The following is a 21,672-nucleotide window of genomic DNA, read 5'->3' as shown; positions in this document are numbered from 1 at the left end:
CTCTGGGCTGAGTGTCCTGACGTCTTTAAACGTCAGGCGTTGTTTGACGCATCCGCGTCGCGTTGTACTGCACGCTTGCCGGCGCGTATCAACGAAAGGGTGGTGGCGTCGCGTGCAGGATCATGAGCAGTTCCAGGCACACTCGCAGGACCGCTATAGTGAAAAGGTTCTACAGTAGAAGAAGAGCCGGTAAACAGGATGCCATCCAGACCGTCAATAATATCGGTCGGATCGAGCAGTTCCGCCAGTGACGCAAGTATCGACGGCAGGCCCTTGGCAACGGTGGCCGCTGCGCGGACGTACTTATCGCAGGTGATGTGATAAGCATGCAAACCGATCTGTCTTGAGCAGTCGGTGACGCCGATTAACGGCAGGCGAGACATGAAGCACCCCGGTATTATTGCTGTTATGGGTTTGATTTGAGCTTAGCGTTGTTCATTTTTTTACACAACACCCCCGTAAAAAATACAACACGCCCCGCTCAAGGCTGCGGCCGCCAAAGACCCCGAAGGCATAAAAGTGCCCCAAAGCACCTCAAAAATGCCCTTCGAGCGCTTTTTTAGGGCAAAAAAGGCCTCGCTTGACTTCGGCATGCCGTTCGGGTTGACTGGAATCCGAAAAGATCAATGATTGATATTTTTAACAACAAAGGTGTTGCATCATGTCGGTACCCCCGCGTGCCGTTCAGCTCAACGAAGCGAACGCGTTCCTTAAGGAACATCCTGAGGTTCTGTACGTTGACCTTCTGATTGCGGATATGAATGGTGTGGTGCGCGGCAAGCGCATCGAACGCACCAGCCTCCACAAGGTTTACGAGAAAGGCATCAACCTGCCGGCCTCTCTATTTGCTCTGGATATCAATGGCTCGACGGTGGAAAGCACCGGCCTGGGCCTGGACATCGGTGATGCTGACCGAATCTGCTATCCAATCCCCAATACCCTGTGCAATGAACCCTGGCAGAAGCGCCCGACCGCGCAACTGTTGATGACCATGCACGAACTCGAAGGCGAGCCGTTCTTCGCCGACCCGCGTGAAGTGCTGGCCAATGTGGTGCGCAAGTTCGACGACATGGGCCTGACCATCTGCGCCGCGTTCGAGCTTGAGTTCTACCTGATCGACCAGGAGAACGTGAATGGCCGGCCGCAACCTCCACGCTCGCCGGTGTCTGGCAAACGTCCACACTCGACCCAGGTTTACCTGATCGACGACCTCGACGAATACGTCGACTGCCTCCAGGACATCCTGGAAGGTGCGAAAGAGCAAGGCATCCCTGCCGACGCGATCGTCAAGGAAAGTGCTCCGGCGCAGTTCGAAGTGAACCTGCACCACGTTGCCGACCCGATCAAGGCCTGCGACTACGCGGTACTGCTCAAGCGTCTGATCAAAAACATCGCCTACGACCATGAGATGGACACCACCTTCATGGCCAAGCCTTACCCAGGCCAGGCGGGTAACGGTCTGCACGTCCACATCTCGATCCTTGATAAAGACGGCAAGAATATTTTTGCCAGTGAGGATCCCGAGCAGAACGCCGCACTGCGTCACGCGATCGGCGGTGTGCTCGAGACCCTACCGGCGCAGATGGCTTTCCTCTGCCCGAACGTCAACTCGTACCGTCGTTTCGGCGCACAGTTCTACGTGCCGAACTCCCCGTGCTGGGGCCTGGACAACCGGACGGTGGCGATTCGCGTACCGACCGGCTCTGCCGATGCCGTACGTATCGAACACCGCGTTGCTGGCGCCGATGCCAACCCGTACTTGCTGATGGCTTCGGTCCTGGCAGGCGTGCATCACGGCCTGACCAACAAGATCGAGCCGGGCGCGCCCGTCGAAGGCAACAGCTACGAGCAGAACGAGCAAAGCCTGCCGAACAACCTGCGTGATGCACTGCGCGAGCTGGACGACAGCGAAGTCATGGCCAAGTACATCGATCCGAAATACATCGACATTTTTGTCGCCTGTAAAGAGAGCGAGCTGGAGGAGTTCGAACACTCCATCTCCGACCTCGAGTACAACTGGTACCTGCACACCGTGTAAGCGGCTGTAGCAAAAAAACAACGCCGTTGGCTTCATCGCCAACGGCGTTTTTTTATGGGTATCAACACCGAACCTTGTGGCGAGGGGGCTTGCCCCCGCTGGAGTGCGCAGCACTCCCAAACCCAGCGAACGCGGTGTGTCCGATGCCATGGGATCGCATGCTTTGGGGCTGCTTCGCACTCCAACGGGGGCAAGCCCCCTCGCCACAGGGTATGGATCATCTCTGCGCTCTGCGTACAATGCCCGCTGCCCTGCAGGAGACTTCAATGACCCGCCCCGCCCCCCTTCGCAAACCCCGCGCACGCAGCCAGGCCCGGATCGACTCGATACTCGACGCCGCCCGCACGCTGCTTGCCGCCGAGGGCGTGGCCAGCCTGTCGATCTACAGCGTGGCCGAGCGCGCCGAGATCCCGCCGTCATCGGTCTACCACTTCTTCGCCAGCGTCCCGGCCCTGCTCGAAGCCCTGACTGCCGACGTCCACAGCGCCTTTCGTGCGTGCCTGCAAGAACCGATCGACGTCGACTCGCTGAATGGCTGGCGTGATCTGTCACGACTGGTCGAGCAACGCATGCTCGCCATCTACGACGAAGACGCCGCCGCCCGGCAACTGATCCTCGCTCAACACGGCCTCACCGAAGTCACCCAGGCCGACCGCCAGCACGACATCGAACTCGGCGACCTGATGCACAAACTCTTCGATCAGCATTTCGAACTGCCGACGCTGCCCAAGGATGTCGATGTGTTTGCCCTGGCCATGGAACTGGGCGACCGAGTCTACGCGCGCTCAGTGCAACAACACGGGCAGATCACCCCACGCATGGCCGAGGAAGGCATGCGGGTGTTTGATGCTTATCTGGGGCTGTATCTGCCGCCGTATTTGCCCAAGCGACCTGCCGCATTCTGATTTTTCAGAGATAAGCCTGACGAAATCGTTTCGAGCGCTGACAGTCGATTCAAATAGCCCGGAGCAGTAACCTATCGATGGAATGATCTGATGATTTATTGATGATCAGGCTCGCCCTGTCACGCGTTGGCAGGATGTTCTCGACGAGGTTCTTCAAGTTGACTCGATCCCACGTATCGGACGCCATTGAAAGGGCCTCATGGTCCGACAGATCTCTGAACTTGTTGAAGTAAGACTCAGCCGACTGAAAAGCTGTGTTTTTCAAATAAACAAAACGTTCGAGATACCACTTCTTAATGGACTCTGTCGAAGCATCAATATAGATAGGAAAATCTATAAAGTCCAAAACGTTCAGTCCAAGGCATTTATCCCCCTGCAACACATTCAATCCTTCCAAGACAATAATATCGGGCAACTGCACTCGCTGCATTTCGTTGGGAAGTATGTCATACCGAACATGCGAATATATTGGAATCTGGACCGCTTTTCCCTCATTGCACACTGAGTGCAGAAAATCCAGGAACAGTGATTTATCGTACGATTCCGGAAAACCTTTTCTGTGCAAAAGATTTTTCTCTTCGAGCATCGCCAAGGGAAAGAGAAATGAGTCAGTTGTCACCAATTGCACATTGGGTGAACCAGGCCAAGATGACAAAAGTGCCGACAGCACCCTGGCGAAGCTGCTCTTCCCTACCGCAACACTACCGGATATACCGATAACATAGGGCGGCTTGAACAGTGGCACCCCGAGAAAAGCGGCTTGTACCTGACTAAATGACTGCGTTGCCGAAGAGTGCAGATTCAGCAGGCGCGATAGAGGAAGCAATATATTCATTACCTCCTCCGGAGTTATGGGCTGGGTAGGGCTTACCAGTGCCTTCATCTCCGAAGACGAAAGACTCATCGCCACCTTGGCCCGAAAGGAAGACCACTGCTCGCGACTAAACTCCCAATACCCGCGATTGGCTTGCGAAAGCACTATTGCATCCTGCTCTGTAGTCATATCCGTCCTGTATATGCCTTACCAAAAGCAGGGAACATATCAGATTTGATCGTCATATCCAAATCGATACTTGGCAAAGTCCTCAGGAAATGCTCGATGCTTGTGAGGATTTATCCATACGCGATGCAATAATCTGTTCGTCGCTTCGTGAGGACTACTCACAAAAGGCGTACGAGCGTGCAAAGCTGCGTTATTGTCGTAAAAAACAATATCGCCGGGAGCCATTTTAAAAGAAATATAATTCCTCGGATCTTCACATAACCGAGTAAATAGCGCGAGCGCGTCGAGTTCAGCTTTACTCGGCTTGAGGCTCATTTTTTCCAGACCCGGCAAAATATAATCAGTTAAGTAAAATCGACAACTTAGCTTGGTATCCTGGTAGTAAAATACCGAATTGCGATAGGCAGGAGGTAATCCAGGTGCTTCTTCACCACGGCTATCGTAGAGAAAGCCATGATAGAAAAGCGACAAGAACTCCTTATGCTCTGCCAGGATCAGATTATGGATATTACCAGCACTGACCACCAGCGAGTCACCACCCTCTTGTGAGTTATGAATGCACAGAAGACCCGTTATATCTGATGAATCACTATGAAAGTTTAGCCCTTGACTTGTGTTATACGCTCGCACATTCAAATCAGACAACGTGCCCGACATTTTATTAGAAACAGTAACGACTTTATCGCCATTGTGGTTTTGTGAAACAAGCAACCCAATTTGACTGGATAACGAGAGGTAAAAGCGTAACAGCTGTGCTTCGGAATAGTCTTCAGGCGACAACCCCTTCAGCACGGCGAACCCCTGCCCACTCTCGCAAATATTGGTAATACGTGCTGCAAGGTGCCTCAGTGCGCCGTGGTTCTCGAGCAATGCATCCGAGGATCCCAGTAGCCCCTCCAACTCACCTTCAAAAAAGTCACTCAACTTAAGAAATGACTCTTTCGCTTCATAGGTTTTTGCTGTCCAGCAATGACGACCTTCAACTTTATCCAGCAGCATACACAAAGCTCCCTCAGCATCCATAACTCGGGGTGATCATTCTTATAAACAGTACATGAACGATGGCATTAACCTATCGAATCAACATTTAACCCAACCGAAGGTACCTGAATACGCATGGGTAAAACCTCATGTGAATCAAGCGAATCAAAAGGATTGGTGTTATGTAGCAGCGCTGTAGGGCGGCGGGTGAAAAAAATCAACATATCGCGAGTTGCCTCTTGACTTTCGTCCATAGCATAGACCGGTGAAAGACTATGCTTTTTTTCGCTGTCGACGATTAATAAGGTATCAAGAAAGTGTCTATGTTGAACTTTACCCAATACATAGTGTTCGCGAGCATTGTCCCAACTCACACCATTTTTTTCCCTCGCATCATGAATGAAGGTAACGGCACTGTCCGACGACATATTCTTCGTCCCTAACAACGTGGTCATTGTATGTTCCACGCCATCACTATGAACGCCCTCCAGTGCCGGCTCACCCAATAGTTCCGGCGTCGTAAGTGTCCTGAGATTGAACACGGTACAGACATTGCGATGCCGATCAGGCAGCAAATTTTTTCTGGGATGGATATAAACCTTATTGATGATCATCGATTTGATACAGAGCAAGGCCTGAAACGCCGTATTCAATTGCAAATCGTCGTTGATCTCCTCGAAGGACCTTAGCTGATTGGAGTCGAAACGGACAAAATCCTCATCGTATGAAAGGACAAAGGGCTGGTACTCAAGTCTGGATATACTGGATTTTTTATAGTCGAACAAAAACCGACCATTTCGCGATTTTCTGAAGGGCAGCGTTGGATCGGACTGCAGACTCTCACTGACGCGCTGCAACGACGTTATGTCAGAGTCCGTCGCACCAAGACAACGAAGATAACCCAGTAACTTCTTACCCTCAATAAAAATGAATCGATGCTGTATATACCGAGCTCTCAATTCCGATAGTTCAGTACAGACCCAAGCCGGCAAATTATTCATCACTGTTCATCCTGAACGTAAGTTCCAATAATCGCCAAGCCGGGTACGGCCTTAGCGAAACATGACTAGCCAGATAGTAAGCATGACAAAAAGCATTAGTCACCTGTACCTTGAGACAGGTTGTCATTACCGGCATATGTGTGACATAAATTCGTCAATATCTCGATACAAGAAAGCGCTCTACTAAGGCTAGACCAAATGCGTCTGGGATGACGGTCTAACAACTCCACTTCCTTATAAAAGCTTTCTGAAAAGATGGAACACGCCCACAAGGCCACGCGAACACCAACTGAATATATATTGGGGACCTGTACATGCGCACTGTTCTGCACGCCAAACTTCATAACGCCATTGTGACAGAGGCGAATCTTGCTTACGTCGGTTCCATTACCATTGATCAGGAACTTCTGGACAAAGTCGATATTTGGCCTGGTGAAAGGGTCATGGTCGTTTCAAACACTTCGGGGGCAAGACTGGAAACGTACGTAATTTCAGGGGAGCGAGGTAAAAAAGACATCTGCGTAAACGGCGCGGCAGCACACCTTATTGGTGCAGGCGAGCAAGTCATTATTATGGCTTTCCGAAATAGCAACAAACAACTTGAACCAAAAGTCGCGATTCTGGATAAAACGAACGTTATTATCCAGATGCTTCATGAAAAGCCCAACATGGTAGTTCCTTTGTAATAGCACATGGGCTTTACTAGTTTTTGGAGTTCATTCACACAATGAAACTATCTAATTATCGCGCTATCAGCTTTGACTGTTTCGGAACTTTGGTCGACTGGGAGTCGGGCATTATCAATGCTTTGCGAAATGCCTGTGACGACAAACTCCAGCAGGTTTCCGATGCGCAACTTATAGCGTATTTCCTGAGACAGGAATCGACTATTCTTGCCGACACACCGGACATACCTTATCCGTCCGCACTGAGCAAAACGTACGCGAGCATCCTGGCCAAACTCGACAGACCTTGCGACAAGAGCAAAGCTATACACTTTGGGAACTCCATCAGTGAATGGCCATTATTCAGCGACACGATCAAAGCGTTGACCCATCTACAGCGTCATCACAAATTGGTTATTTTATCCAATATCGATGAAGCTTCAATCGAAGTGACCAGAGCTCGACTGCTGTGCAACTTCTACCGTACCTATACGGCTCAGACCATCGGCTCATTCAAACCCGCCCTGAACAACTTTAACTACCTAGTCCGCCACCTCGCAGACCTCGGCATTAAAAAACACGAACTGCTGCACGTGAGCGTCAGCAGATTTCACGATATTGAACCAGCAGCCGCGACAGGTATTGACACAGCATGGATCAACCGTGCCGACACCTTGAACGGGACACTTTCCATTCAACCCGAGTTCTCCCCCAGCATTGAACCACTCTATAAATTTGGTTCACTCGCAGAACTGGTCAGCGCACACAAAGCGGGACATTAACACTCGCCTTTCATATTTATAAGAGGAACGATAATGGACGTCATCCACACAATTAGCGAATTGAGAACCCACCTGAAGCGTGAGCGAGATAATGGCAAAAGCATCAGCTTCATTTCAACAATGGGGGCATTGCACGCAGGTCATATCAGCCTCGTGGAACATGGAAAAAGCATCAGTGATATCACTGTCGCCGGCATTTTTCTTAATCCATCTCACTTTGCAGAAGGTGAAGACTATGATAAATATCCACGCACTCTGGAGACCGACTGCTCTAAACTGGAAGCTGTAAGATGCGACATTGTATTCGCACCTTCAGTCAAAGAGATATACCCACTCGGACTGGACTACCAGGCAACCGTCGATGTGCCATTCTTGAGTGAGCAATTTTGCGGTAAAACACGGCCACATTTTTTCAGTGCAATAGCGACTGTTGTCACAAAGCTGCTTAATATAGTGCAACCTGACTTCTCCTTGTTTGGTGAAAAAGACTTTCAGCAACTTGCTGTTTGCCGTCGACTGGTCGAGACATTAAATATTCCAACCCAAGTCATCGGGGTCCCAACCATCAGAGATGATAGCGGTTTAGCCCTGAGCTCACGAAATGGCTATTTGAATGATGCCGAACGGGAACAAGCTTCTCACCTATACCAGGTTTTGCTCAATGCCAAACGAAAAATCCTAGAACGCTCTTCAACATATTCCACAATCGAAAGTGAATCCATAGAGGCATTGACCCGGTTTGGCTTCAAACCGGACTATTTCAGTTTCGCCGATGCGCTCACACTTGAGCCGGCGTCTGACGCTACAACCGATATTGTAATCCTCTGCGCCGCTTATCTCGACTCCGTACGCTTGATAGACAATATCGTCGTCTCAAAAGAAAAGACCGGTGCATCTACCGCTATCTAACCTTCACTAAAATCAGGTTTCCTGGCCTGACTTTCTATTTCTGAAAACACAACAAGTCCAGTAAGGCTCACCTATGAATAGGCTCCCTCTAGAAGACGTTCTTGCAATGTGCAAACAGATCGGTATTTTCAGCTCTTCGTGTTCAATATACGGAGGAATGCCTGGCATTTTCGACTATGGGCCATTGGGTGCAGAAATAAAAATCCACCTAAGAAAGGCCTGGTGGCAAGCAATGGTCTATGACAGGGATGATGTCTACGGTATTGAAGCAGCACTTCTAACCTCGCCCTTATTGCATGAGCACTCCGGCTTTCTTGGCGCTAACTATGAAGAGTTCGGTGTATTCGAGACCCGCATCAAAGATGAAAACAATAACTTATCGCCCTGTCACCTGCGAGTGACGACTGCTCAACATAGCTTCGCCAATTTCGATAATGTAGTGGAGTGGACCCATCCATCCCTTCCTTTTGGTATTGCTCAGATAGGTAAAGCCTTTCGAAACGAACAGCAAGTCACTGACTTCCCCGTACGCATGAGGGAGTTCGAACAGATGGAACTGCAGTATTTTGTTCCCACCGAAAACACCCAAGAGTGGCACGAATTCTGGTTAAAACAACGACTGGACTGGTGGGAACAACAGGGGATCAACTTGCAGAACTTGATCGTGGATGACGTAGTGGCCGACGAACTGGCTCACTACTCTAGTAAAACCTATGATATTCATTATAAACAACCAAACGGGGACATCTTCGAAATTGAAGGTATCGCCGATCGTGGAGACTTTGATTGTGGTTCCCATAGCGGGTCTCAAGACAAACTACACCTCAGTTCTTCCGTCCTACCGAACAACATGTCCACCGCACTCATGGCAATAACACAACCAGGCACTGAGACCTTAATCGCACCGTGCGCCATTGAACCTGCAGCAGGCGTTGACCGGGGGTTGATGGCAGTACTCTTCGAGTCGTTTGTTCGTGTCGATTCATCCGATGGTACAAGCCGTGTTGTTTTGCGTATCAAACCCCATTTAGCGCCTGTCAAGGCATGCCTACACATTCCAAATTCAAATGCGATCTTATCAATAGAAAGCGCCTCTATCATAAAGCACAGGTTACAACGTCTCGCTGCCGGAAAAATCGTTATAGAGATTGGTGGCGACAAACAAAAAGTAACAAAATATCATGACGAAGTCGGCACTCCTTTTTTAATAACCTTGGAAGACAGCATGCTGAACGATAACATCGTTATCGTTCGAGAGAGAGATACCGGGGTAACCGAGCATATGCCCATCGATCAATTTTACATACGTTTTGAGTCGATCTATTCATAATGCACCGCACGCACGCTTTCAGTCCTAAAGCGCCCCACTCAAGTTAACGCCACACTTCACAGCGTTAACTTTCACCTTCCACTCAGGCGCACCTTACGACCATGAAGTCATTCCCAGAACTCAGTGCTGACCAGCACATTCAACATGACGAACTATTAATTCGCATAAGAAACCAACTGTACTTGAACAAAGTAAAAAACCATAAACTCGTACTCCTTTACTTCTCTATTCTCGCAGTGACTTTTTTCGGTAGCAACCTTTCACAGCCATCAACAAAAATATCCATCGCCTATCAAATATTCCTTTTCCTATCCGTCGTTTTTTTCTGCGTCTCGACCACTCTTTTCCTTCGAGAAAGTCGCTTAGAAGAAAAAGCATACCGCGACTTATCCCTTTATTTATCAACCTTACCCGGCCCGACAACCCTGCTATCCTATCAATACATTGACAATTTCAGGACTCATATACTTTACATTGAATACAATGATAATAACCAATGCAATTGGTGTTACAGCATCAAATTATCTGCAGAGGCTGGCCTGGAGATTATCGATTCAAGAAAGCCGCGCCCTCATCAAAACTCAACAAAACCGGTGTCATGACTGCTCCTCCATGGCAACGCTCACCAAGCGTATTATCCAACATACATCGCCCCTTCAAACAAGTTAATCCCCAGCCCTCATATAATAGCCGGGTTATCCACCTTGAATTAGTTACTTACCACAAGTTGCCTCTATATGGATATAGACAATAAGCCACACAATAACAACCTACCGAAGCTGATCGCGCGCCTCAAATTGAGTCTTGAGTTAGAGATCCGAAAAAAAGGCTTCAGACGATTCACTTATTTTATCGCAAGGAAAGCAAATCTTCGAAACCCATTCCTCATGAGCAATTACCCTGAACACTGGATAGAAGAATACATGCTCAGAAATCATCATCTCACTGATCCTGTCATCCAGTTCGGACTTCGCTCGATTGCACCATTTTCTTGGGCTGAATGCAGAATTAAAGCAGATAACTCCAGCTTCAACTTTTTCGAAAAGCCGAGGAGCTATCGTCTTACAGATGGATATTGCTTTACGCTTCATGATGCCAACGGCTGCTTTTCCCTACTTAGTGTCTGCGACAGGTTCGACCCTGCGCTATTTCATATTCTCGAGCAACAAAAATCCGAGCTCCAAATGCTGCTCATTCGAGTCCATCAACTTATGAACATTAGCCCACGAGTACTTGACTTCATATTTCCAGAGAGTTCAACCAAACCACTGACTCAACGAGAACACGAAATATTGAAATGGGCGTGCATCGGAAAGACATACTCCGAAATTTCACTAATAACCAGTATTAGCGTACGCACAGTAAAATTTCACATGAGCAATATTGTAGACAAGCTTGATGTTACCAATGCCAAGCATGCTATATCCAAAGCTCAGCAAGATGGTCTGTGCTTACAAATGCGTTAGCGCCCCCCTGGAAGCAGCACATAAAAAACCCCGAAGGGCTCAAGCCGTCCGGGGCTGTGTGTGACACATCGATCACAACTTGGCGATCGACACCTCGGTGGATTTCACGAAAGCGATCACTTCGCTACCAATCGCCAGTTCCAGCTCTTTGACCGAGCGCGTGGTGATGACCGAGGTGACGATGCCAGACGCGGTCTGAACATCGATCTCCGAGAGCACGTCGCCCTCGACGATTTCCTTGATAGTGCCTTTGAACTGGTTGCGAACGTTGATGGCTTTGATCGTCATGATGTTGATTCCTGTCGTTGGGAGAACATTGGGTCAGTGAGCCCAGCGCAACTGCGTGGGCAAGGGTGAAACAGGTTCCGGCGCCGGCGGTGAACCCGGCAGTGACAGCACGCGGTTGAGCACCTCGGTTTCCAGCGCTGCCAGCCGATGGGAACCACGGACTCGAGGGCGCGGCAGTTCGACCTGCAGGTCGAGGCCGATTTCGCCTTCTTCGATCAGCAACACCCGGTCGGCAATCGCCACCGCCTCGCTGACGTCGTGGGTCACCAGCAACACGGTAAAACCGTGCTGTTGCCAAAGGCGTTCGATCAGTTGCTGCATTTCAATCCGGGTCAGTGCATCCAGTGCGCCCAGCGGTTCATCGAGCAACAGCAAGCGCGGCTGATGGATCAGCGCCCGCGCCAAGGCCACCCGCTGCTTCTGCCCGCCGGACAATGCGGCCGGCCATTCATCGGCGCGATCTGCCAGGCCCACGGCATCCAGTGCGTCCAGCGCCTGCTGGCGCCAATCGCCCTTGAGCCCGAGGCCGACGTTGTCGATGACCTTTTTCCAAGGCAGCAAACGCGCCTCCTGAAACATCAACCGGGTGTCTTCGCGCGCCTCATCGAGTGACGCGGAACCGGCCAACAGCTCACCATCCGTGGGTTGATCAAGGCCCGCCAGTAAACGCAGCAAGGTACTTTTACCGCAGCCGCTGCGACCGACCACGGCCACGAACTGACCGGCCGGAATGTGCAGATCAATCTCGCGCAGCACCTGCCGTGCACCAAAGGTTTTTTGCAGCTTGCGCACCACCAGCGGAATTCCGCGCAGCAGGCGTGGAGGTTGTTGCGCCGTCATGCTGCACCGCCCTTAACCACTTGATAGGCCGGATGCCAGCGCAACCAGACCCGCTCCAGACCACGCGCCGCAAGGTCGGCCAATTTGCCGAGCACCGCGTACAAAACAATCGCCAGCACCACCACATCCGTCTGCAAGAACTCCCGGGCATTCATCGCCAGGTAGCCGATGCCGGAGCTGGCGGAGATGGTTTCAGCGACGATCAGGGTCAGCCACATGAAGCCCAGGGCAAAGCGCACGCCCACCAAAATCGACGGCAGCGCGCCCGGCAGAATCACCTGACGGAACAGGCTGAAACCGGACAGGCCATAACTACGCGCCATCTCCACCAGAGCCGGGTCAACATTGCGAATGCCGTGATAGGTGTTGAGGTAGATCGGGAACAAGGTCCCCAGCGCCACCAGGAAAATCTTCGCCGACTCATCAATCCCGAACCAGAGGATCACCAGCGGAATCAGCGCCAGATGCGGCACGTTGCGGATCATCTGCACCGAACTGTCGAGCAGGCGTTCGCCCCATTTCGACAAGCCAGTGATGAAACCCAAGGCCAGACCGATACCGCCGCCAATCACAAAACCAATGCCGGCGCGCCAGCCGCTGATCGCCAGGTGTTTCCAGATTTCGCCGCTGCGCACCAGGCTCACGCCCGCCTCGATCACCGCGCTGGGGGCCGGCAAAATCCGTGTCGACAACCAGCCCGCCGACACCGACAACTGCCACACCGCCAGTAGCAGCACCGGCAAGGCCCACGGCGCGAGGCTGTGGATAAGCTTTTCCCTTTTCATGGCGCGCCTCAGCTCTGGGACGCGGCTTTGGGAAGAATGTCGTTGGCGACCATCTCGCCGAACGGGCTGACGTAACCGGCGCTTTTCGGCAGCTCGGGACGCTCGATGTCGAGGTGCGGGAACAACAACTCCGCGACCCGATACGATTCCTCCAGATGTGGGTAGCCCGAGAAGATAAAGGTATCGATGCCCAGGTCTGCGTATTCCTTGACCCGCGCGGCCACGGTTGGGCCATCGCCGACCAATGCGGTGCCGGCACCGCCACGCACCAGACCGACGCCGGCCCAGAGGTTCGGGCTGACCTCAAGATTGTCGCGACTGCCGCCGTGCAGCGCGGCCATGCGCTGCTGGCCGACTGAGTCAAAACGCGCCAACGAGGCTTGAGCACGAGCAATGGTGTCGTCATCCAGATGGGAGATCAACCGATCCGCCGCCTGCCAGGCTTCAGCGTTGGTTTCGCGGACAATCACATGCAAACGAATGCCGAAGCGCACGGTGCGCCCGAGCTTCGCGGCCTTGGCGCGTACCTGTTCGATTTTCTCGGCGACGGCGGCCGGTGGCTCACCCCAGGTCAGGACCATTTCGACCTGCTCGGCTGCCAGATCCTGAGCCGCTTCCGAGGAGCCACCGAAGTACAGCGGCGGACGCGGTTGCTGGATCGGCGGATAGAGCAATTTCGCGCCCTTCACGCTGATGTGCTGACCGTCGTAGTCGACCGTCTCGCCTTCCAGCACCCGACGCCAGATCCGGGTGAACTCCACCGAGGCCTGATAGCGTTCTTCGTGACTGAGGAACAATCCATCGCCGGCCAGTTCTTCTGGATCACCACCAGTCACCAGGTTGAACAGCGCACGCCCTCCGGACAAGCGATCCAGGGTCGCCGCCTGGCGCGCGGCCACCGTCGGGGAAATGATCCCGGGGCGCAACGCGACCAGAAACTTCAAGCGCTGGGTGACCGGAATCAGCGATGCAGCCACCAGCCACGAGTCTTCGCATGAACGTCCGGTGGGAATCAGCACCCCGCCAAAACCCAGGCGATCCGCCGCTTGGGCGACTTGCTGCAAATAACCGTGGTCGACGGCGCGAGCGCCTTCGGCGGTGCCAAGGTAATGGCCGTCGCCGTGGGTAGGCAGGAACCAGAAAATATTAAGGCTCATGGAGTGGTCTCCTAAGGAAATCGAATTACGGCGCAGTGGCAACGGCTGCCGGTGGCGTCCAGATCACGTCTTTGATGCTCAAGGGTTTCGGAATCAATTTGAGCTGGTAGAAGCTGTCGGCAATTTTCTGCTGGGCCGCGATCACTTGCGGTGTGAGGAGATGCGCGCCGAAGCCCTGGCGTTTCACTGCGGTCAGGGTGATGTCTGCCGGCAAGCCGAGCAGTGGCGAGACTTGTTGCGTGACTTCTTCAGGGTTGGCTTTGGACCATTCGCCGATGGTGCGGACTTCTTCCACCAGGGCCTTGATCACGGCCGGATGTTTTTCGGCGTAAGGCTTGGTCGCCAGGTAGAACTGATGGTTGTCGACGATGCCGATGCCGTCGCGCAGGGTGCGTGCATGCAGTTGTTGTTCGGCGGCAGCCTGGTACGGGTCCCAGATCACCCAGGCATCGACGCTGCCGCGTTCGAACGCCGCACGGGCATCGGCCGGTGGCAGGAATACGGTTTGAATGTCGGTGTACTTGAGGCCGGCATCTTCCAGTGCGCGTACCAGCAGGTAGTGCACGTTGGAGCCTTTGTTGAGGACGACTTTCTTGCCCTTGAGGTCCTGCACCGATTTGATCGCCGAGTCTTTCGGCACCAGGATCGCTTCGCTGGTTGGCGCGGGTGGCTCGTAAGCGACGTAGAGCAGGTCGGCACCGGCCGCCTGAGCGAACACCGGTGGAGTTTCGCCGGTCACGCCGAAATCGATCGAGCCGACGTTCAGCCCTTCGAGCAGTTGCGGGCCGCCGGGGAATTCCGTCCATTGCACGCTAATGCCTTGGTCGGCGAGGCGTTTCTCCAGCGAGCCGCGAGCTTTGAGCAGCACCAGGGTGCCGTACTTTTGATAGCCGATTCGCAAGGTCTCGGCCGCTTGAGCTTGAGTAATGACGCCGAAGGACACAGCCGCAGCAAACAGAGCGACCAGGCCACGACGCAAAATGACAGTGCGCATAGCGCTCTCCTTTTTGCAGTAGGGTTTTGGCTGCACCTGCTTGCCCGTTAGCGGGCGAGTAAGGCGAGTACATCAAATTCGGGTAAGGCTTAAATGCTCCAGCGAGCACTCAACAAACGTTCATTCAACAGGTTTGGGTCCAGTGGTTTTGGCCGACGGGCCATGGCACTGAAGAACTGCTCCAGCGCCTCAACCAGGCGCTGCTCCAGTGCCGGCGACAACTGCGCCTGCGCACTGCCTTCGCCGTAAGCGATCTGGCTGTCTTCGGCGAAAATCCCGTGGAGCATTTCCTGGGCTTTCAGCGCCGACAGCACCGGCTTGAGCGCGTAATCCACGGCCAGCATGTGGGCGATGCTGCCGCCAGTGGCCATGGGCAGTACAACCTTGTGGCTCAGGGCGCGCTCCGGCAGCAGATCCAGCACGGTTTTGAGTGCGCCGGAAAACGACGCCTTGTAGACCGGCGTGGCAATCAACAAGCCATCAGCGTTTTCAATCTGTTGCAGCAGGTCGACCACCTTCGGGCTGTCGAAGCGCGCGTGCAGCAAGTCTTCGGCCGGGAAGTCCCGTACCTGATAACTCACCACCTCTACGCCTTGTTGCTGCAACCAGCGTTGGGAGCGATCCAGCAGCACCCCGGAGCGGGAGCGTTGGCTGGGACTTCCTCCGAGTGAGACGACCAACATGCGGCTATTCCTTAAGCGTTTCCGGCGATTCGCAGTGTGCGATCTCGCGACAATGGGCAGACCTTACCAGTTGATTTATATATCCATAAATCATATTTATTTATGTATTTATTCTTTAAATGCATATGCAGAAAAACGTTTTCCTGGCGAAAAAAAAGGCCGTCGAAACGGCCTGAAATCCCCTGCTTTGTGGATACGGACAAACCCTTGCAGGAGCAAGGCCTGCCCGCGATGACGTCATCCCTGACGACAGAAACACCGAGTCGTTCTCATCGCGGGCAAGCCTTGCTCCTACAGGGGTGGTATTTCAAATTAGCGATTCGGCTGTGGCGTCAGGCGCAGGTATGGTTTCACTGCGCGGTAGCCTTTAGGGAAGCGTTTGCTGATTTCCTCTTCATCCTTCAACGACGGCACGATCACCACTTCATCTCCGTCCTGCCAATTAGCCGGGGTGGCCACTTTGTAGTTGTCGGTGAGTTGCAACGAGTCGATCACCCGCAGGATCTCGTGGAAGTTGCGCCCGGTACTGGCCGGATAGGTGATGGTCAGGCGAACCTTCTTGTTCGGATCGATGACGAACAGCGAACGCACGGTCAGGGTGTCGTTGGCATTCGGGTGGATCAGGTCATAGAGATCGGAGACCTTGCGGTCGGCGTCGGCGAGGATCGGGAAGTTGACAAGGGTGTTCTGGGTTTCGTTGATGTCTTCGATCCACTTGTGGTGCGAGTCCACCGGGTCGACCGAGAGTGCAATGGCCTTGACGCCGCGCTTGGCGAATTCATCCTTGAGCCTGGCGGTGAACCCCAGCTCCGTGGTGCACACCGGCGTGAAGTCCGCCGGATGGGAAAACAGCACGCCCCAGCTATCGCCCAGCCACTGGTGAAAACGGATGGTACCGGCGCTGGAATCCTGTTCGAAATCGGGGGCAATATCGCCCAGTCTGAGGCTCATGGTGCTGCTCCTGGTGAGTGCGTGATGAGCCTACTGTGCCTATTGTCGACAGCTATTAAAAAGAATAAATATCGATTTATTTAGATCCAAAGTGAATATTAAACATCTATTCACTGGACGCATACCCGAGTGAAGATCACTCTTGGAACCAGGGTTCGAGAAGGCCTTGAGTTGCTGCAAAGAGGGAAGTGAAGGCGGGCCTGCGGGGGTGGGCCCGACTTGAAACGCAAAAGCCCCGCCAGGCTTGCGCCGAGCGGGGCTTTTTATACAGGCTTACAAACGTCTGGGTATTACAACAGCGGGATCGAGTAGCTGACGATCAGGCGGTTTTCGTCCTGGTCGCGGGTGTTAGCAAGGTCGGTGCGCCACATGGCGTTTTTCCAGGTAAAGCCGAGGTTTTTCAGCGGACCTTCTGGAATCACGTAAGCCAGGCTCAGGTCACGTTCCCACTCGGTTTTGTCGCCAGTAGCGGTGTCGATGCCGTTGCCACGCAGGTAGATCACACCGGCGGTCAGGCCAGGTACGCCGACCTTGGCGAAGTCATAGGCGTAGCGAGCTTGCCAGGTACGTTCGCCAGCGCGGGAAAACTTCTGGATCTGCATGTCAGTGATGGTGCTGTTCGACGAGCCGTCACCCTGGTTCAGATAAGGGAAATCGCTGTCGCCGCTGCTGACCTGATAGCCGCCGCCGAAGGTATGACCTTCAACCGAGTACAAAGCCAGGTAGCTGTACAGGTCGTTGTCGACCTTGCCTTTGGTCAGCGATTTTGGGGTGTCTGGGTAGTAACCCGAGGTGAAGTAGTTTTTGTCGTTACCGTTGGCACCGTTGTCGCGGCTACGGTAGTAGCGCAGGTCACTTTTCAGCACGCCAGGACCGATGGACCAGTTGTGCACCAGGCCCAGGAAGTTCTGCGAGTAGAAGTCCTTCAGCTCGCCGTAGTAGTACGAGGCGGTCAGGTCTTTGGTGAGCTTGTAGTCAGCACCACCGTAGTAGAACTTGTTGCTGAACTTGCCCGCGTCGTAGTTGGAGCTGCCGTTGGCACCGGCGATCGACAGACCTTCGTCGTTGCTGGAGTTGCGGCCTTTGGCCTCGTTGATCTCGCCTGCAGTCAGGGTCAGGTCCTTGATCTCGTTGGACTTGATCTCGCCACCGGTGAAGGTTTGTGGCAACAGACGACCATCGTTGTACTTAATGACCGGGTTGTTCGGTTGCAGGGTGCCGATTTTCAGCTCGGTCTGGGAGATTTTGACCTTACCGGTCAGACCCAGGCTGGCGAATTCGTTAACAGCCTCCTTGCCATCACTTGGGAATACAGTGCCGCCGGAAGCAGTACCGTTGTAGTTACCGTGATTTTCACGGCTGGAGTCCAAACGCACGCCATACAGGCCAATGGCGTCAACACCGAACTGGACAGTACCTTGGGTGTAACCCGAGATAAAGCGCAGATCGAAGCCTTGACCCCATTCTGCGTTCTTGCTTCTGGTGTTAGACGAAGCCGATGGTTGGCCGTCACGGTTATCGGTGTTGATGTAGAAGTTACGCAGACCCAAGGTCGCCTTACTGTCTTCGATGAAACCGGCGGCGCTTGCCTGCTGCGCCAAAACCCCTACGGCCACAGCCAGGGCCAAGGTGGACTTATTCATGTTTCGCTCCTCTACGTTTCTAATTTTTGTGCACTTTGGTCCAGGATCTGACGCCCCGGTTCCCATCGATGCGCGATTAGCGCAAGACCGTGACCGATAAGTCAATCGTAAGCAGTCACGTCTACGACCTTGGTCTAATCGCCGTGTTTGGTCCGTTCAGGTTAGTGAATCTCTCATAAACCCAAAAAGAATTATTTATTCATTTTTCATACGATTCGGGAATATAGCTCAGCACACCTCAACCGAACCGGATCCTGGGGTATCGGCCTATGAGCTAATTCCTAAATGGTATTTACAAACGCTTCTTTAGTTCCATTTGTGATCACGTAATTCCTCTTACGTCAATCACGATCAAATAAGCGACGCCATCATGGCGAAACGTGCATCTTCCCGTCAAATTGTTACAGTTTGTATACCGTTGTAATTTTTTTTACCGCCCGTCCGGTAAGCACTGCAACGGGCGACAAAAAGGCAGAAACGATCGACTCATTACCCTGGTCGGTTAGTACCTGGGGCGAAGTCTAGGCGCCGCAGGTTACAGAGTCTTTTCGAAGATCTTCGAATTACGCTGATAGTTGTACAGCGAGGCCCGGGCCGACGGCAGGCGCTCGACGCTGCTGGGCACAAAGCCACGCTCGCGGAACCAGTGCGCAGTCCGGGTAGTGAGGACGAACAGGGTTTTGAGCCCCTGAGCACGAGCCCGGGTCTCGATCCGTTCCAGCAATTCATCACCACGGCCGCCATGGCGGTATTCCGGGTTTACCGCCAGACAGGCCAGTTCCCCGGCATCCGAGTCAGCGATCTGATACAACGCCGCACAGGCGATGATCATGCCTTCACGCTCAACCACGCTGAACTGCTCGATTTCGCGCTCCAGCACTTCGCGTGAGCGACGCACCAGAATCCCCTGCTCTTCCAGCGGACTGATCAGATCCAGCAAACCACCGACGTCTTCGATAGCCGCTTCGCGCACTACCTCGAACTGCTCCTGGGCCACCAGCGTCCCGCCACCGTCACGGGTGAAGAGTTCGGTCAGCAGCGCGCCGTCTTCGGCATAACTGACAATATGGCTACGGCCCACACCACCACGGCAAGCTTCGGCCGCCGCATCCAGCAACTCGGCCTGATAGTTCGAGCCCAGACGCTGCAAGTGCGCCGGCACCTGTTGTGGACGCAGCTCGCGGACCAGACGGCCGTTTTCATCGATCAGCCCCGGGGCCGCGCCGAACAGCAGCAGCTTGTCGGCGCCCAGATCGATGGCGGCGCGAGTGGCGACGTCTTCGCAGGCCAGGTTGAAGATTTCCCCGGTCGGCGAGTAGCCCAGCGGTGACAGCAATACGATAGAGCGCTCATCCAGCAAACGGTTGATGCCCTTGCGGTCGACCCGACGCACTTCGCCGGTGTGGTGATAGTCGATACCTTCGAGCACACCGATCGGCCGTGCGGTCACCAGATTGCCGCCAGCCACCCGCAGACGCGAGCCCTGCATCGGCGAAGACGCCATGTCCATCGACAAGCGTGCTTCGATGGCAATGCGCAGTTGCCCCACCGCATCGATCACGCACTCCAGGGTCGCCGCATCGGTGATGCGCATCCCGTGGTGGTAATGCGGAGTCAGGCCACGTGCGGCGAGACGGGTTTCAATTTGCGGACGCGAACCGTGAACCAATACCAGCCGCACACCCAGGCTGTGCAGCAGCACCAGGTCGTGGACGATATTGCCGAAGTTCGGATGCTCGACGCCGTCGCCGGGCAGCATGACGACGAAGGTGCAATCGCGGTGAGCATTGATGTAAGGGGAAGCGTGACGAAGCCAGTTAACGTATTCGGGCATAACACCTGCGCCTGTAACAAATAGCAGCCGATAAAAAGGACGAAGCAAAACGCACAGCGGGCTGGTGGTTATCGTCGGAACAGGCTTGGCGACACGCGCGTTCTCCTCATGAATACAGGTTGGATGCCCCGGGATTTATCAAGCCGGGGTCAGGCAGTAGTGTTCGATCAATTGACGTAATAGATGCACGGTAGGCTGCAAACGTGACATTTCAAGGTATTCCCCAGGTTGGTGGGCGCAGGCGATATCGCCTGGGCCAAGCACCAATGTCTCGCAGCCAAGACGCTGAAGATAAGGCGCTTCAGTGCCGAACGCTACTGCTTCGGCAAGGTGGCCGGTCAGCCTTTCGGCGACCTGCACCAGTTCCGAGTCGGCCGCCTGCTCGAACGGCGGCACTTCAGGGAACAGCGGAGCGTAGTCGATCTTTACCTGATGGAGCTCGGCGACCGGTTCGAGTTTCTGCCGGATCGCCGCACGCAATGCGTTCGGGTCCATGCCCGGCAAGGGCCGCAGGTCAAATTCCAGCGAGCATTGACCGCAGATTCGGTTCGGGTTGTCGCCACCGTGGATGCAGCCGAAATTCAGTGTCGGTTGCGGCACGCTGAACTGCGGATTGTGAAACTCGCGCTGCCATTGCAGGCGCAAGCCGCGTAACTCGCCCATCGCATCGTGCATGGCCTCCAGAGCACTATGGCCCAGGCGCGGGTCGGACGAATGGCCGCTCTGACCGAGAATGTCGATGCGTTCCATCATCACGCCTTTATGCATACGGATCGGTTTCAAGCCAGTTGGCTCACCGATCACCGCTACCCTGCCCAATGGACGGCCGGCAGCAGCCAAGGCCCGGGCACCCGCCATGGAGCTTTCTTCGTCACAGGTGGCGAGGATCATCAGCGGCTGCTTGAACGGTTTGTCCAGCAGCGGCAACACGGCTTCGATGACCAGCGCGAAAAAACCCTTCATGTCGCAACTGCCGAGGCCGACCCAGCGACCATCGACTTCGGTCAGTTTCAGCGGATCGGTCTGCCACAGTGCGCCGTCGAACGGTACCGTGTCGCTGTGCCCGGCCAGTACCAGCCCGCCGGGACCGCTGCCAAAACTGGCGAGCAAGTTGAATTTGCCGGGGCTGACTTGCTGGATATCACACGAAAAGCCCAGGTCACCGAGCCAGGTCGCCAGCAAATCAATGACCGCGCGATTGGATTGATCGAGGCTGGGTTGGGTGCAACTGACGGACGGTGCGGCGATCAGTGCAGCGAACTGATCTTTCATGGACGGCAAAGGCATCGCTGACTCCCAACTCCCAAGATGAACCCTCATCATAGAGCCATCCTGCGGCAGGAATAAACCGTCGCGGCGCGTAGGTTTAATGAGTGCTGTACACTGCACGGCCTTGGCAGCCACACATTCCCCCGGC

The 21,672-nt window shown here is 53.9% G+C and carries 20 protein-coding genes and 1 pseudogene; 7 read left to right on the top strand and 14 right to left on the bottom strand.

All coding sequences use genetic code 11. The features are described from left to right. Positions 1-68: 68 nt before the first annotated feature. Positions 69-383 (bottom strand): annotated as a pseudogene (locus AC1RJ3_RS06280) (gamma-glutamyl-gamma-aminobutyrate hydrolase family protein); the annotation flags it as partial. Positions 384-661: 278 nt separating this feature from the next. Between AC1RJ3_RS06280 and AC1RJ3_RS06275 the strand changes: the two are divergent. Together AC1RJ3_RS06275 and AC1RJ3_RS06270 are read left to right on the top strand one after the other, a co-directional pair. Then, positions 662-2,038, top strand: a complete 1,377-nt coding sequence (locus AC1RJ3_RS06275; RefSeq protein WP_054594538.1) for a glutamine synthetase family protein — start codon at positions 662-664, stop codon at positions 2,036-2,038. Positions 2,039-2,304: 266 nt separating this feature from the next. Next, complete coding sequence (locus tag AC1RJ3_RS06270) at positions 2,305-2,943, top strand: TetR/AcrR family transcriptional regulator (RefSeq protein ID WP_054594539.1); 639 nt, start codon at positions 2,305-2,307, stop codon at positions 2,941-2,943. 49 nt (positions 2,944-2,992) lie between these two features. Here the strand turns inward: AC1RJ3_RS06270 and coaA are convergent, their stop codons facing one another. The 3 genes from coaA to AC1RJ3_RS06255 all read right to left on the bottom strand — a co-directional run bounded on the left by coaA (position 2,993) and on the right by AC1RJ3_RS06255 (position 5,928). Continuing rightward, positions 2,993-3,946 (bottom strand): type I pantothenate kinase, encoded by a 954-nt coding sequence (gene coaA / locus AC1RJ3_RS06265; protein WP_054594540.1) that lies wholly within the window; start codon positions 3,944-3,946, stop codon positions 2,993-2,995. 39 nt (positions 3,947-3,985) lie between these two features. Next, entirely contained in the window at positions 3,986-4,945 is a 960-nt protein-coding gene (locus AC1RJ3_RS06260; RefSeq protein ID WP_493077987.1) for a TauD/TfdA family dioxygenase, read from the bottom strand. A 68-nt stretch (positions 4,946-5,013) separates the two neighbouring features. Further along, on the bottom strand, positions 5,014-5,928 hold the full coding sequence (locus tag AC1RJ3_RS06255; RefSeq protein WP_493077985.1) for a 2OG-Fe dioxygenase family protein: 915 nt from the start codon (positions 5,926-5,928) through the stop codon (positions 5,014-5,016). 314 nt (positions 5,929-6,242) lie between these two features. Between AC1RJ3_RS06255 and panD the strand changes: the two genes are divergently transcribed. From panD to AC1RJ3_RS06230, 5 genes are all read left to right on the top strand, one after another. Then, positions 6,243-6,614, top strand: a complete 372-nt coding sequence (gene panD / locus AC1RJ3_RS06250) for an aspartate 1-decarboxylase (protein ID WP_347928279.1) — start codon at positions 6,243-6,245, stop codon at positions 6,612-6,614. A 41-nt stretch (positions 6,615-6,655) separates the two neighbouring features. After that, positions 6,656-7,375 (top strand): HAD family hydrolase, encoded by a 720-nt coding sequence (locus tag AC1RJ3_RS06245; RefSeq protein WP_493077982.1) that lies wholly within the window; start codon positions 6,656-6,658, stop codon positions 7,373-7,375. 33 nt (positions 7,376-7,408) lie between these two features. Beyond that, positions 7,409-8,284, top strand: coding sequence for a pantoate--beta-alanine ligase (panC, locus tag AC1RJ3_RS06240; RefSeq protein ID WP_054594545.1), 876 nt, complete (start codon positions 7,409-7,411; stop codon positions 8,282-8,284). Positions 8,285-8,357: 73 nt separating this feature from the next. Continuing rightward, positions 8,358-9,614: an aminoacyl--tRNA ligase-related protein gene (locus tag AC1RJ3_RS06235; protein WP_493077980.1), complete on the top strand. Its 1,257-nt coding sequence runs from the start codon at positions 8,358-8,360 to the stop codon at positions 9,612-9,614. A gap of 737 nt (positions 9,615-10,351) precedes the next feature. Continuing rightward, positions 10,352-11,080, top strand: coding sequence for a LuxR family transcriptional regulator (locus AC1RJ3_RS06230; RefSeq protein ID WP_493077978.1), 729 nt, complete (start codon positions 10,352-10,354; stop codon positions 11,078-11,080). Between the two features lie 72 nt (positions 11,081-11,152). Here the strand turns inward: AC1RJ3_RS06230 and AC1RJ3_RS06225 are convergent, their stop codons facing one another. The 10 genes from AC1RJ3_RS06225 to argE all read right to left on the bottom strand — a co-directional run bounded on the left by AC1RJ3_RS06225 (position 11,153) and on the right by argE (position 21,542). Then, a complete protein-coding gene (locus tag AC1RJ3_RS06225; RefSeq protein ID WP_003177394.1) occupies positions 11,153-11,368 on the bottom strand; it encodes a TOBE domain-containing protein in 216 nt (71 codons plus the stop codon). Positions 11,369-11,401: 33 nt separating this feature from the next. Further along, positions 11,402-12,208 (bottom strand): aliphatic sulfonates ABC transporter ATP-binding protein, encoded by an 807-nt coding sequence (ssuB, locus tag AC1RJ3_RS06220; RefSeq protein WP_054594548.1) that lies wholly within the window; start codon positions 12,206-12,208, stop codon positions 11,402-11,404. Continuing rightward, on the bottom strand, positions 12,205-12,993 hold the full coding sequence (gene ssuC, locus AC1RJ3_RS06215; RefSeq protein ID WP_019694158.1) for an aliphatic sulfonate ABC transporter permease SsuC: 789 nt from the start codon (positions 12,991-12,993) through the stop codon (positions 12,205-12,207). Before ssuC ends, ssuB begins: the two co-directional genes overlap by 4 nt. Before the next feature lie 8 nt (positions 12,994-13,001). Next, positions 13,002-14,150 carry an FMNH2-dependent alkanesulfonate monooxygenase gene (gene ssuD, locus AC1RJ3_RS06210; RefSeq protein WP_007939251.1) on the bottom strand — a complete coding sequence of 383 codons (1,149 nt, stop codon included), beginning with the start codon at positions 14,148-14,150 and terminating at the stop codon, positions 13,002-13,004. 25 nt (positions 14,151-14,175) lie between these two features. After that, positions 14,176-15,144 (bottom strand): sulfonate ABC transporter substrate-binding protein, encoded by a 969-nt coding sequence (locus tag AC1RJ3_RS06205; RefSeq protein ID WP_493077974.1) that lies wholly within the window; start codon positions 15,142-15,144, stop codon positions 14,176-14,178. Between the two features lie 89 nt (positions 15,145-15,233). Further along, on the bottom strand, positions 15,234-15,827 hold the full coding sequence (gene ssuE, locus AC1RJ3_RS06200; protein ID WP_054594551.1) for an NADPH-dependent FMN reductase: 594 nt from the start codon (positions 15,825-15,827) through the stop codon (positions 15,234-15,236). A 312-nt stretch (positions 15,828-16,139) separates the two neighbouring features. Beyond that, positions 16,140-16,778: a peroxiredoxin gene (locus AC1RJ3_RS06195; protein WP_054594552.1), complete on the bottom strand. Its 639-nt coding sequence runs from the start codon at positions 16,776-16,778 to the stop codon at positions 16,140-16,142. A gap of 290 nt (positions 16,779-17,068) precedes the next feature. Further along, positions 17,069-18,421, bottom strand: a complete 1,353-nt coding sequence (locus AC1RJ3_RS06190) for an OprD family porin (RefSeq protein ID WP_347928284.1) — start codon at positions 18,419-18,421, stop codon at positions 17,069-17,071. Positions 18,422-18,956: 535 nt separating this feature from the next. Beyond that, entirely contained in the window at positions 18,957-20,255 is a 1,299-nt protein-coding gene (gene argA / locus AC1RJ3_RS06185) for an amino-acid N-acetyltransferase (protein WP_493077971.1), read from the bottom strand. A 138-nt stretch (positions 20,256-20,393) separates the two neighbouring features. Beyond that, entirely contained in the window at positions 20,394-21,542 is a 1,149-nt protein-coding gene (gene argE / locus AC1RJ3_RS06180; RefSeq protein ID WP_103317777.1) for an acetylornithine deacetylase, read from the bottom strand. Positions 21,543-21,672 lie beyond the last annotated feature (130 nt).

The organism is Pseudomonas sp. GW822-FHT04C11 (assembly GCF_058800905.1).
Note: the sequence above shows the minus strand (reverse complement) of the source record. Positions and strands in the feature narration are given on the sequence as shown.